Below are 13,630 nucleotides of genomic sequence, written 5' to 3'. Positions count from 1 at the left end.
AACCTCGTCAGAAATGATGAGGTTTTTTTATGTTGGTTATTTGCAAAAGTATTAAAGTTTATCTCTAAATTCTATTTTTTAGATTCAAGGATTTTATCATTGATAAAACTTAGTTTCGTATTAGGTCTGTGAATGCTTCGACAAGCTCAGCATGACAATTTTGAAATTAACAGATAGTATTAGAAATGTCACACTGAGCCTGTCGAAGTGTTTTGAACCTTTGCGAGAAACCCACAAAAAATATTTGATATTTTATCAATCTTTTGTTTCAATACAAAACAACATTAATCCTTAAATTTGTAAGACTTGAATTTTCAATTTATGAATACCAAACAGGAAAAACTAGAAGCTTTCGGAAGATTATTAGATATTATGGATGATCTGAGAGAGAAATGTCCGTGGGATCAGAAACAGACATTGGAATCGCTTCGCCATTTGACGCTGGAGGAAACTTACGAGCTTTCGGATGCTATTTTGCAAAATGATTTACAGGAAATAAAAAAAGAACTAGGAGATGTTTTGCTTCATTTGGTTTTTTATGCTAAAATAGGTTCCGAAAAGGAGAGTTTTGATATAGCAGATGTCATCAATTCTTTAAATGAAAAACTGATCTTTCGTCATCCTCATATTTACGGCGATACAGAAGTAAAAGACGAAGAAGAAGTAAAGCAGAACTGGGAAAAATTAAAATTGAAAGAAGGCAACAAATCTATTTTGGGTGGCGTTCCGAAAAGCCTTCCGAGTTTGGTAAAAGCCTATAGAATTCAGGATAAAGTGAAAGGAATTGGTTTTGAATTTCGCGATGCCGAAGATGCTTGGACAAAGGTAGATGAAGAAATTCAGGAGTTTCACGCGGAAACAGATTTGGATAAAAAGGAGCAGGAATTGGGCGATGTCTTTTTCTCGTTGATTAATTACGCAAGAATTTCAGGAATTAACCCAGATTCTGCGTTGGAAAGAACCAATTTGAAATTCATTTCAAGATTCCAGAAAATGGAACAGCTTGCAGCTGAGGCAGATTTTAAATTAGGTGAAATGACTTTGGAAGAAATGGATGTTTTGTGGGAAAAAGCGAAGCGTTTACAATAAAAATGAAGGTACAAAATCCTATACATCACCGTTTTCAATATTTATTGGAATTCAAGCAGACAGAAAGGAAATGGCATTTTCCTGTTCTCGCTGCGTTATGTATCGGAAGTTGTTTATTCATCGGTTATTTTTTAGGAAAACCGAATTACGGAAGTCTTTCCAGCTTGGGAGCATTAACGATTCTGTATTTCACATCGGCACCAATTACGCAGAGAATGATTCATTTAGCCATCTGTGCTTTTGGAATGGTTTTCTCGTTTACGATAAGTCTGTTCTTTGGTTTTAATGTCTACTTTTCGGCATTATCATTAGGAATCGTTGCATTTTTGGCTCATTTTATTTCGTCTTATTTTAAAATTCCGCCGCCCGGAAATTTTTTCTTTATCATGGTTGCGGCAATGACGAGTACCTTTCCATTTGATTTAGAAATGATTCCCACAAGAGTAGGGCTGGTTGCGATGGGCGCTATTTTATCGTGCTCTTTTGCCTTTATCTATTCAGTTTTTGTTGAAAAAGGGAAAGTGGTAGTGGTTCCGAGAAGAGTATTTAATAAAAGACGTTATACCAAGTTTGTAGAAAGCACGATTATTGGGGTTTTCATGGCTTTAACCTTAATTATCGGTCATCTTTTGAAGTTCAATAATACATATTGGATTTCTATTGCAGCGATTGCGATAATTCAGGGAAGAAATTTTGAACATGTGCGACAACGAAATATGCACAGGATTTTAGGAACTTTTATCGGAATAGGTTTTGCATGGCTAATTCTGTTATTTAATCCCGAAAAGATTGTGATGATCGTTATTATCACGATTTTACAATTTATCATTGAATTGATGGTAGTGAGAAATTATGGTTTGGCGGTGATTTTCATTACTCCCTTAACTATTCTTTTAGCAGAAACAGGAAGTGAAATTCATCATAATGTAGAACATTTAATGCACGCCAGATTGCTGGATACAATCATCGGAAGTCTGATTGGTTTGGCGGCAGGTTTCTTCCTTCACCATCAGCAGATTATTAATAACTTAGAGAAAAATATCAGGTTCTCTTATTTTCAGTTTAAAAAATTTAAAAAATAAATATGTTGCGAACTCTTATCTTATCAGCATTCTTTTTGTGGAGCTGTAATCCGAAAGCTCAGGATTCGCCGAAAAATGAAGAATTACAAGTGGAATTTTCTTTACCTAAAAAACTAAAAGAAGTTTCCGGGATCGCTTTGTCTCAGGATAAAAAAACAATTTGGGCCATAGAAGATCAGGGAAATAAAAACGTTGTTTACGGTCTCAATCTGCAGGGGAAACAAATTGCAGATGTCTTGGTGGAAAATGCTGAAAACAACGACTGGGAAGACATTACAAAAGATGCTCAGGGAAATATCTATATCGGAGATTTCGGAAATAATGATAACAACCGGCAAAATCTTTCGATCTTAAAATTAGATCTGAAGGATGCCTCTCAAAAAAATACAAACGTTGTTCAAACGACTAAATTCCATTATGAAGGACAAACCGAATTTCCTCCAAAAAAATCAAATTGGTTGTATGATTGTGAAGCTTTCATAGAAATGGACGGAAATTTTTATCTTTTTACCAAGAACAGAAGTAAAGGTTTCGACGGAACTTTTCTTGTTTTTCAGGTTCCTAATAAAGAAGGTGATTTTGAAGCGAAATTGATTGGTAAACTAAAGCTTAACGGCGGTTATAGCGATGCCGCGATCACTTCAGCTGCGATTAACAGTACAAAAGATAAAATTGTTTTGCTTAATCATAAAAATATTCAGGTTTTAACAGGGTTTACTGCTAATGATTTTTCTAAAGTAAATATCAAAAAAATCTCTTTGCATCATAATTCTCAAAAGGAATCCGTTGTTTTTCTTGATGATAAAACATTGCTGATTGCCGATGAAAAGGATAAGAAAACTGGAGGGAATGTTTATAAGTTTGATTTAAAATAAAAAAAATCCGCAGATTATTTCTGCGGATTTTTTGTAATTATTTAGTTTATTTCTTTCTAAAAAGTCATTCCTAAAGCTGCTGAAATTCTTCCGCCATCTGAACCGTAGAAATAGTTTAGTCGTGCAGAGAACATTTCTACAACGCTTAACCAAACTCCACCACCAACAGATTGATGCCATTTTCTGGAATCTTCATGGTCATTCCATACTCTTCCCAAATCATAACCCAATAAAATTCCCATATTGGCCGGAACAATATTATTTCTGATTCTTCCGAAATCCCAACGAATTTCCGAGTTGTTGGTAAAGTAAGATCTTCCTGAAAAACGGTCATTTCTGAAAGCTCTCATTCCGTTATTTCCACCAATGCTCGCCGCTTGGTAAAATTCAAAATTATTATTGCTGATCCACATTCCGTTGCTGGAATTGGCAAAAACGAAATTTCCTCTGGGATCAATTCTATGATCGATGGTAAAAGTTCCTTCCAAGGCAAAAAAGTTTTTATCAAGATTGGAAAGATTGGTTTTCCATTGAAGATTAGCCAAAAACTCCATACCCAAAGTAGGGAAGGCAGCATTATCCAAGTTTTTATATCCGAAAGTATAATTAGCTCCTCCAAAATACTGATTATTAAATACCTCCGGATTTACATCTTGTGAAATATCTACAAAACGATTTCCTTTTCGCTGAACTTTATTGTTCTCAAAATTCAATTGAAATTTATTCTCAATATTTCCCCAGCTTTTTCTTGAAATAGACGGTGCAAAATAGATCTTAGAAATTCTTGCTCTGTTGTATTCACGCTCCGTTTCCTGCTTATCATACGGACTTTCATTAGATAATCCGAAGAAGTTTTCAGAAAAACGCGGAGTGCTGTAAAGAGCATCTAAATTGAAATCCCAGCCCCAGATCGCTTTCTTGAAAATTCCTTTATACGCCACGTTGAATCCCGCGGTTGCTGTATAAAAATTTACCTTCAACGTATGTCTTTGGGTAAAAGGATCACGGATGAAATTATTCACGGTGTAAGAACCCAATAGGCCTACGATAACACCGTCATCAGGATTGTAATCTAAATTAGGATAGCCCGCAAAAAAGTTGTATTTCGGATGTTTATAATTATAGGTATTAATATCATAATCATCAGAGATATTTTTCGTGGCTCCGTGTGTATTGTAAGTGTTTTTTTGAGATTTGAAATCGTAAATTTTCACTTTACTTCCATTCGTAACGTTGTAAGTATCATGATTATAGCCTCCAATCAAACGGATGGTTGTTTTAGGTTTTCCATCACCTGAAACATCATAAATATCATCATCTTCCAAACCATAGATCCACAATTCTTTAGTTTTAGAATCATCATACGTTTTTTCAAAAACTAACTCGGGATTTTCCTGCTTTTTGTCTAATGAATATTGTTTTACATTAACTGAATTTCCTGTTTTTGTAATCACAAATTTATCAGGATGTACCGTTCCTGCTAACGGAACTTTTTCCTGCAAAACATCAAAATATTGACTCGCATAAGTCTGTAATTTCAGTTTTCTGGCCTTTAATTTTCTCTGAATATCAGCAATCGTTTCATCTTTTACTTCTTTCGGAAGATTGTCAAAAGCTTCATCAATATCTTTATCACTCAAATGATCCTGAATGTATTTTGCCTGTTCGATCCATTCTGGTTCTGTAGATCTTTTCAAGAAAATTAAATCCAAAGGATAAGGTTCCATCGCCAGCCATTTTACACTTTTAATATCATCTTTAAACGTCTTCATATGGCGAATTGCAGGAATATTCATAATGATTTTAAAAGCGGTACCATCATATTTACTGAAAGCCTGATCTCTGTCTCTTGGGATTGGTTTGTAAATTACTTTGTCACCTTCTTGATATTCTGCCCATTTCCATTGGTCGGAATGTCTGTCCCAGTCGCCAATCAACATGTCAAATATTCTAGCTCTGATGTAAGATTCCTGATCAATCGAATATTTAGAGTTTTTATTCAAATTTTTTAAAACATCATCCGTAGAAACTATATCTTTAGCATTTCCTAATGACGCCAATGTTTTCGGATCTGAAGAAAAACGTTCTTCGATCATGTACATTTCATCTCCGTAATGTTCATTATATTCTCCCAAAGCCTTTTGTTTCGGAATGTAATATAATCTCGGATTGCTGTGGAAAAGATTCACTTTATCCGCCAGATTTCCTACTGAAAATGGAGTGAAAGGATGATTGGTTGTATAGAAATCAAGCAAGAATTTTTCAGGGAAAGTATTATTCAGTTCATTTCCGAACGTACTTTTTTTGAAAGCGACATTATTAAGAAAACGAACCGCACTTTTTTTCACGCCTCGCATTACAAATTCCTGTCCGTCCTGTGCTTTTAATCTCAAACTGTTAGACTGGTTTCCGCCACCTTCGCGGAAAGGTGTATAACCGCCATCCAGTGCGGCAATATTAGCGGTTGGCAGATCGATTGGCATTCCGTAATATTTTCGGTAATGCTCGCCCCAAAGCCAAGTGTAAAAACCTCCTTTTTCGGTTAATTTTTTAGGATAAATGGTTGATGTAACCTGTGATGGAATTGAACTTGGAAAATCATTGATAAACTTCTTCGGCTTGTCAAAAACTTGGATCTGGGCTAATTTTTCGAATTTATTGTCTTTTGTAGAAAAATATTCTACATCGGTGCTTTGGTCTTTTCTGATATTTAAAACTGCAAATCCACTTCCTCCGTAAGAAAAATCAGTCTTCTCTGCAATGGTGGCAGGGTCTGTTTTTGAACCCGCGCCACTGATGATTTGTCGGATATTTCTTTCCTGATGATATTGCAGATTATGATCGTGCCCGGAAACAAAAATAATATTGTCTTTATCCTGAACAATACTTTTTAATCTTCCGGCAAGATCGGCGTAATGTTGATTGTTGATATCCTGTGGATTGGCTCCTGATGCATTTCTCAGAATATTAATCGTCGTAGCAATTGCCGGAGCCGGAATTTTACCTTTTAATGGGAAGAGATGAGTTTTTGCAGAATTAAAACCTGCGTGAGTTCCGCTGCTTATGATTGGATGATGAAGCGCAACAATGATTTTTTTGTCTTGATTTTTATTAATTAAATCTTTAAATTCAGTGAAGAGATCTTCGCGGGCTTTAACGTCACAATTTTTATTGATTCCCGGATATTTATCCCAATTTACGAGAGCCCATTCTGTATCAATAACAATTAATTTAATATCTTTTGTTAAGCTGATATCATCAATTCCGCATGAATTTTTTGGCAGAAAAGCCTTTTTATCATTAAAATAATTTTTAACGAAATCTTCCTGAGCTTTTAAGCCGTTCAATCCGTGATACCAATCATGATTTCCGGGAATGACGACCGTTTTACCCTTGAAATTTTTGGTAATATCTAATTGATTTTCCAGTTTTTGCTTTGCCAATGCGTAATCTTTGCTGGATTCTTTAGGCATTCCGCTGGGATAGATATTATCTCCCAAAAAGATCAGCATAGAATTTTTATCTGCAGAATCTAGCTTTGATCTCAGAAAGTTTAAGGTGTTCTGAGCCTGCGTTTCATCGGAATTTCCGGCATCCCCAATAAGGAAAATTTTAAAGTCATTTTCAGATTGTATATCAGATTTTTCTACTTCAGATAAGTTTTTACCCTTTTTTACGTTATATGTTGCGCAGGAATAAAGAACTCCGGCAGACAATACTACTCTAAGGACAATAGAAGTATTTTTTAGATGAGTTTTAAAGGATAAATTCATAAATTTACATTAACAAATAATCGGCCATGAGCATTTTACAAAAAGCCAAAGATTACGTTGAAATCTTATTCAAAGATAAGTTATCTTCTGTATATTTTTATCATAATTTTATCCATACCACATATACGGTAAACAAAGCGGAGGAAATTATGAAAAACACACCTATCTCGATAGAAGATCAGGAAAAAGTGTTGTTAGCACTTTGGTTTCACGATACAGGATATATCGAATGCGCGCTTAATCACGAAGAAAAAGGCGTAGAGATTATGAAAGATTTTCTACAAAAAGAAAATTATCCGGAAAATGAGATTGGAGAAATCACCAAGCTTATTTTGGCTACCAAAATTACTTACGAGCCTCAAAACTTATTGGAGCAAATTGTAAAAGATGCCGATTGCAGCCATTTTGCAAGCCATGACTACAACGATATTTCTGACGCGCTGAGAAAAGAGTGGGAGCTTACCAATGTACGATGTTTCTCGAATGACGAATGGAATGCCGGTAACCTTGAAATGCTGAAAAACAAGCATCAATATTATACTGAATATGCGAAGACCAACTGGCAGCCGCTGAAAGAGAAAAATATCAAGAAAATTGAGAAAAAACTAGAAAAAGAAGAAGATAAAAAAGAAAATTCGGGAAGTAAAAAGGAGAAAGAAAAAGAAGCAAAACCAGATAGAAGTGTGGATACTTTATTCAGGGTGACGCTGAATAACCATACCAGATTGAGTGATATTGCCGACAGTAAAGCGAATATTTTACTTTCTGTAAATGCCATTATCATTTCCGTTTGTCTTTCTGTATTAGTTCCAAAATTGGATGCTCCGAAAAATTCTCACCTGGTTATTCCGAGTTTTATTTTGTTATTATCCAGTGTTCTGACGATTATTTTCGCCATTTTATCCACAAAACCGAACGTTACTAAAACAAAATTCACCAATGAGGATATTCAAAACAGAAAAGTGAATCTTCTGTTCTTCGGAAACTTCCATCAAATGCTGTTTGATGATTATCATAATGCGATGAAAGATTTGATAAAAGACCGAGATTATATTTATGATTCTATGGTGAAAGATCTTTATTTTTTAGGTAAAGTTTTAGACAGAAAATACAAGCTTTTATCCACAACGTATAAGATTTTCATGGCGGGAATTATCATTTCTGTGTTGTCTTTCGGATATGCGTTTCTTTCGCTTTAACTGTGAAATTTAATATAAACCAATAAGAAAATGATTGTCAGACAGCGTGCCAATTGGCTGAGAATGTTATTTATATGGAGAGGTTCTGTGTTGAAGAAAATCATCGTTCAGCTTTCTGTGATTGTGCTGTTTTCGCTGTTTATTTATTTTTTTAAAGGAAGAATTTTTGACTATAAAGTTCATCTTAATCCGACCATTTTCACGTTAATTGGTTTGGCTTTAGCGATTTTTATGGGCTTTTGTAATTCCGCGAGCTATGACCGCTTTTGGGAAGGAAGAAAACTTTGGGGATTGCTCGTAATTGAAACCCGATCGCTTACCCGACAGATTTTATCTTATATTCCGAATGTTTCCCAAGAAGAAAAGCAAAAAATCGTAAAACTGATCTCTGCATTTTGCTGGGCTTTGAATTATCAATTAAGAGATAAGTCGGGAACGGGAAATTTGCCTCAGTTGCTTTCTCCCGAGCAGCTGGAGCAGATAAATGGGAAGAAGTTTATTCCGAGTATTATTTTAGGTTTTATTGCAGATTGGCTTAAGGAGCAACATCAAAAAGGAAATATTGACACGATTATTTTAACCCAAATAGACGATCAACTGAATCAGTTTTCGAATATTTCCGGAGGTTGCGAGAGAATTTATAACACGCCTTTGCCTTTTGCATACAGCGTTTTGCTGCATCGTACCGTGTATTTGTACTGTTTTTGGTTACCTTTCGGGTTGGTAGATACTTTGGGCTGGATGATGCCGTTGATTGTTTTGTTGATAAGTTATACTTTTATTGCTTTGGATGCTATTATTCAGGAGATTGGTGAACCGTTCGGTGAGGAAGAAAATGACTTAGCATTGAATAGCATTTGCAGAACGATTGAGTTTTCAATTTTTGAGCAGGCGGAAATTCCGCAAGGAGAATTGAAAAAACCGGATTCTTATTTTGTTGATTAAATACGAGTTAAGGAAACCCTCAACGCCAATAATCCCGTAATCCCCTGCAGATCTTCAACTCTTAAAAACTCAACATCACTCTGAAGAATTCCTTTTTTCTGAAGTTTGGTGATGTATTCTAAGTATTCTTTCTGGTTTTCCATGCCGAAATAAACGATAGTAATTTTTCCGGGGCAGGTAATTCTTTCCTGAGAATCTTTTACATGCGCTTTATCCAGACGTTTTTTGATTATTTCGTAGTACGAATTGTAGGCGCCATCAATATCAAAACGTTTTTCATCCATTCGGAAACGGATGTCTACTTTTTCATTATAAACAAAAATTAGCGAAGCAATATCTAAAGGAATCGAAAGATCCTGTTTGAAATTCTGAAATTCCCGTTCCATATTACAAATGGTTTTCAGCTGCCAATATCTCAGTTTATGAACGACTTTCGAGGAATATTGGAGATCAGGAGCGATATTTTGACCGATAAATAAATTATGTTCTACTCCGTCAGATTTAAAACGCTCATAATAATGTGGGAAAATCTGCTGTGCTTTTACCTGACTTTCATCCAACATGTCGGCTAATTTTCTGTTAACCAGTGTAATTGATTCGTCTAGGCTTTTTCTATGGCTGTAAAACAAATGATTCTGACTGAAAACTTTAGAAAAATATTCTTTGATTTTTTCCTTTACATTTTCAGAGCTTTTTACTTCAAGCTTGCCCTGTAAATAAGGATGAATTTCATCTCTCAGTAATCTTTGCAGGCGTTGCTCCGTGTCTGCTTTAATTTCATTATTCAGCTCATTTTCAAAAATATCCAGTGCTAGTAAATATTTCTCTGAATCTGAATTAATGATTGAAAAAATATCGTGAAGACAATCGATTTGCTCATTCAGGTCTTCCAACATTAAATTGAAACGTTTTTCTGAAGAAGAACGAATGTCTGAAAAGCCAAAAAGCGGCGTTAAATTTTTAAATGAAATCTGTTTTAAAGTGTATATTTTTTTTGATAAAAAAGCATTAAAATATTTTTCAGCTTCACTTCTGAATTTCCAAACAACACTGTCGTGAATCGTGGTATATTCACGCTGAATAATGGCTTCAATCTGATTGTTTCGCTCAAAACTGAATCTTGACAGTGAGAAAAGAATCATATCAACAAAAAATTCAAGCTTTTTAAGTTTTAAACCATTTAAACTGTTGGGTTGAGGCGATGTAAACTCCATGATCGCCAACAGTTCGTTGTCTTTCATAATCGGAATCACCATAAAACTGTTGATATTGTTATCTTTTAAAATATTAAAAGATGGCATTTTTTTGATGTGAGAATCTAAGTTATCAACATTGGAAACTACAATTGGTTTTGAATTATAACTAAAATTCTCAAAAGCCGTTTTTCGAACTTCTTCATCAAAAGTGTTGATCCAGAAATCAAGAATGTGATTGGTAAATACATTTTCGTAGATCGGAACTTTATCAAGTCTTTTTTCTTTTTTGTTAAAAAGCATCAACCCAAAATTGAGTTCGGAAATGTCGAAATAAGACTTAAAAATCTCGGTTAAATTCTCATCGGGAATCAGATTTTCCGGATCTATTTTAATCATACTTGATTTTAGATCTGATAAAGCCACTTCAGAAGTACAATCAACCAGGGAAATAATAGAAAATCCGCTTAAAACCCATGATTTGGAAGGAAAATATTTTTTCCACAATTTGATATCATCAAGATTTTCCAAAAGCATATTGATGGTATCTTCATCCGGAATTTTCACGCCGTCCGTAGGATAAACTTCACTAAAATCGGAGTTTACCGTAATTTTATAATGTTTCATGATTCCCTGTTTATTGGGAATATCATAATAAAAAGGGATGGAGGCTTTTATATCCCGTTTGAAATAGGTCTGAACGATAAGGCAGCAGCAGAAAACATAGAATTCATCATCATTGATATTTCTTAGTTCTATTTCAAAATCTTTTCCGGCGTCTTTCAGAATATTTTTAAATCTTTCGGTGTAATTGAAGGTAATATTTGAAAGGGGAATGCTTGCCGCTTTTATTTCATTGTTGGTAAGTCCGGTCGGGAAAAGGTCTGCCAGAAGGAGTTTGATGAGGTCTTCGTATTTATCGAGTAAAGTCAAATCCTGAAAACCATCTCTCAGTTCCTGAAAGTTTTTTGTTTTATCAATCAGTGATTCGGCGTAGTTGACACGATACTCCAGTCTATCATTATATCGAATATGCTCCAGCACATCCAAATATTTTTTGAACGAAATATAAACCTGAAATGGAGAATCTTTTTTGTGGAAACTAGCCAAAGCTGAAATTTCAAGTAAAGTTATGAAAAAAGCGGGATTTGAAGATCGTGTATTTTTATTATTCTTCTAAGTGTTTGAATAGATTGTTATCAGATTTTATTTAATTTCGAAATTCGACATCAAAAAACGCAGCCTTTGGAAGGTTTTAATTCTTTGTGAAGAAAAGTGAATTATTTTTGGTTTTCATGAATCCCTCTTCAACTTTCATTTAGAGTTAATGAATATTTACCAAATCATTTACTACTAGTAGATTTGGCTTTCTTCTTTTCAAAAAGAATATTTTTATAACTTTTAAAAATGGTATTGAGCCTTTTGTAAGATTCTTTTGAAGAATTGAGATTTTCACTTTTTTTTGATATTATTTTAGGATTTGAATTCATGTAAATAGGCTCTTCATATCTATAAATTTTGCAAGCACCTTCTTTAAAAGTTTTATTAAAAACAAAATGATATTCGGATTTTCCAGTTTCACCAAAAACTTCACTATTAATTATAGAGTCATTATTATTTTCATTAACGAAAAATGTAACTTCTTCACCCTCGGAAGAATTTATAAAAAGTGTTGTATCCTTTATTTTTCTTACAGAATCTTTCTTAGAAATTATTTTATCTTTAAATTCAGATTGAATTCTTTTATTTTCTTTCTTGCAAGATAATATTGATAAAAAGATCAAAACTATGTATTTCATTCGGCTCTATGTTTTAAATTAGTTTTCTAAAGTTACTTTTATGGTTTGATTTATTATCAATGTAAAAAGTATATTATATTTAAAATCTATAATTTCTCAATTTTATTACTTTCTGTATTTATTTGATAATTTTCAGTCTTTATTATTTTCTTTGAATTCTTATTTTGTCCTGTGCTGAATTCTAAGGAAATTTTTAAATTTTCATCAATTTTAAAATCAATATAATTATCTAGAGTACCATTTTCATTTTCAATTGTTTCACTTTTCCCTATCAGAAGTTCTGATACCAAGTTTTTATTTTTATAAGTAACTAGATACCATTTCTCATTATCTCCATCAAACCATGCTACAAAAATATTATCATTTATTTCATATACTGCAGTTGCTTGACTGTCATCAATAATTATTGTTTTATTAATTTCAGGGAAACTCTCAAAATCTTTTTTTGATAGTACTTTTATTACTTTTCCAATTTCTTTTGTATTAGCCTTTTTAAAGCATACAATACATCCGTTATCATCAAAAATCATATAATCACCTATGAAAAAAGCATCTTCAAAATATTGATTTAATAACGAGGAATTATCATACGCTTTTTTATTTCTAATTGATTTTACTTTTAATGGAAAATCTAGATTTAATTCTTCTTTCAATCTTTTCTTATAGGCTCGATATAAATATTGCTGGTCAAAATAAGATGTGCTTGTTATTGAATTAGTATAAACATCATCGGTATATTTTCCATTAATAAAAATAGAGTCTTTAGATAAACCAAATTCTACATTTTCATACTTTTTATATTCACATGAATAATTACTTGAAGGTGATAATGAAAATATCTTTACAAACTTCCAAGTATCTACTGAAGAATTTTTTTTAACACTTTTAGTTTCGATTACCTTCTTTTCATTTTCCCTTGAAGGTGCTTTTTTGCACGAAAAGAAAGTGAAAAATAAGAGGTAGAAAATTATTGGTATCTTCATTTACTTACACTTTTTAATTTTTACTTAATCAGCATTATAAATTATTGATCTTTTAATATTTTTTCCTTCTTGTTCAAGTAAAATCTCGGTTAATCCTCCATCATATAACATAGAGATTTCTATTTTTTTTGTTTCAACTTTATATTCAATAGAAATTACACCATTGTTATCTATTTTTATTTCCTTATCAGTGTTAGGAAGCTGAGAAAGTAGTAAGTTAGAATCATCTACTTTTCTATTTTTTATTAAATCCTCATATACTTTCTTTATCGAAGAATTTTTAATTATACATTCTTCACCACTTCCCATTTCGATTTGAATTTTTTTACAATCTTCGTTATTTTTTGTTGGAATATTTTCATTGTTTTCAATCTCTTTTTTGCAGTTATACCACAAATTTTCGTTAGGATATCTAATTGGGAATATTTATATTTTAAATTTATAGGATTTTGGGGGTCTGAAGTAACATTAATTAGTTTTTGACTAGTGGGAATAAAAATTAGCCAAGCAATTGTACTTTCCACTATTTGCTTAGAGTTAGGATTGTCAGATAAGTTATTCTCAGTATATACTTGTATTTTTAAACTATCGGACTGCATATTTTCAATTCTGATGTCATAATTATCTTTGTATAATGAAAGGTCAAGATCGCTCGATTCAATAATTTTTTTTTAAATATCGTTACATGTAGG

The 13,630-nt window shown here is 33.0% G+C and carries 10 protein-coding genes; 5 read left to right on the top strand and 5 right to left on the bottom strand.

The window, feature by feature from the left end:
• Window positions 1-321 precede the first annotated feature (321 nt).
• The 3 genes from mazG to OXQ85_RS10500 are packed head-to-tail and all read left to right on the top strand — an operon-like array spanning window position 322 to window position 3,046.
• The gene (mazG, locus tag OXQ85_RS10510) at window positions 322-1,089 is read left to right on the top strand and encodes a nucleoside triphosphate pyrophosphohydrolase (RefSeq protein ID WP_267404268.1); all 768 of its coding nucleotides are present in this window, start codon (window positions 322-324) and stop codon (window positions 1,087-1,089) included.
• A 2-nt stretch (window positions 1,090-1,091) separates the two neighbouring features.
• Entirely contained in the window at window positions 1,092-2,171 is a 1,080-nt protein-coding gene (locus OXQ85_RS10505) for an FUSC family protein (RefSeq protein ID WP_267404266.1), read from the top strand.
• A gap of 2 nt (window positions 2,172-2,173) precedes the next feature.
• Window positions 2,174-3,046, top strand: coding sequence for a hypothetical protein (locus OXQ85_RS10500; protein WP_267404265.1), 873 nt, complete (start codon window positions 2,174-2,176; stop codon window positions 3,044-3,046).
• Between the two features lie 56 nt (window positions 3,047-3,102).
• On the opposite strand, the gene OXQ85_RS10495 is transcribed toward OXQ85_RS10500, so the two are convergent.
• Window positions 3,103-6,819, bottom strand: a complete 3,717-nt coding sequence (locus OXQ85_RS10495) for a metallophosphoesterase (RefSeq protein ID WP_267404263.1) — start codon at window positions 6,817-6,819, stop codon at window positions 3,103-3,105.
• 26 nt (window positions 6,820-6,845) lie between these two features.
• Here OXQ85_RS10495 and OXQ85_RS10490 point away from each other — a divergent pair, with 26 nt between their 5' ends.
• Window positions 6,846-8,018, top strand: a complete 1,173-nt coding sequence (locus OXQ85_RS10490) for a Pycsar system effector family protein (protein WP_267404262.1) — start codon at window positions 6,846-6,848, stop codon at window positions 8,016-8,018.
• Between the two features lie 30 nt (window positions 8,019-8,048).
• Entirely contained in the window at window positions 8,049-8,963 is a 915-nt protein-coding gene (locus tag OXQ85_RS10485; RefSeq protein WP_267404260.1) for a bestrophin family ion channel, read from the top strand.
• Here the strand turns inward: OXQ85_RS10485 and OXQ85_RS10480 are convergent.
• The 4 genes from OXQ85_RS10480 to OXQ85_RS10465 all read right to left on the bottom strand — a co-directional run bounded on the left by OXQ85_RS10480 (window position 8,960) and on the right by OXQ85_RS10465 (window position 13,334).
• On the bottom strand, window positions 8,960-11,266 hold the full coding sequence (locus OXQ85_RS10480; RefSeq protein WP_267404258.1) for a GAF domain-containing protein: 2,307 nt from the start codon (window positions 11,264-11,266) through the stop codon (window positions 8,960-8,962). The two genes, OXQ85_RS10485 and OXQ85_RS10480, sit on opposite strands and share 4 nt — an antisense overlap.
• A gap of 233 nt (window positions 11,267-11,499) precedes the next feature.
• Entirely contained in the window at window positions 11,500-11,955 is a 456-nt protein-coding gene (locus tag OXQ85_RS10475) for a hypothetical protein (RefSeq protein WP_267404256.1), read from the bottom strand.
• An 86-nt stretch (window positions 11,956-12,041) separates the two neighbouring features.
• Entirely contained in the window at window positions 12,042-12,938 is an 897-nt protein-coding gene (locus tag OXQ85_RS10470) for a hypothetical protein (RefSeq protein ID WP_267404254.1), read from the bottom strand.
• 24 nt (window positions 12,939-12,962) lie between these two features.
• Complete coding sequence (locus tag OXQ85_RS10465; RefSeq protein WP_267404252.1) at window positions 12,963-13,334, bottom strand: hypothetical protein; 372 nt, start codon at window positions 13,332-13,334, stop codon at window positions 12,963-12,965.
• Window positions 13,335-13,630: the final 296 nt, after the last annotated feature.

Origin of the sequence: Chryseobacterium sp. GM_Chr_2, from assembly GCF_026540445.1 — a bacterium.
Lineage (GTDB): Bacteria > Bacteroidota > Bacteroidia > Flavobacteriales > Weeksellaceae > Chryseobacterium.
Note: the sequence above shows the minus strand (reverse complement) of the source record. Positions and strands in the feature narration are given on the sequence as shown.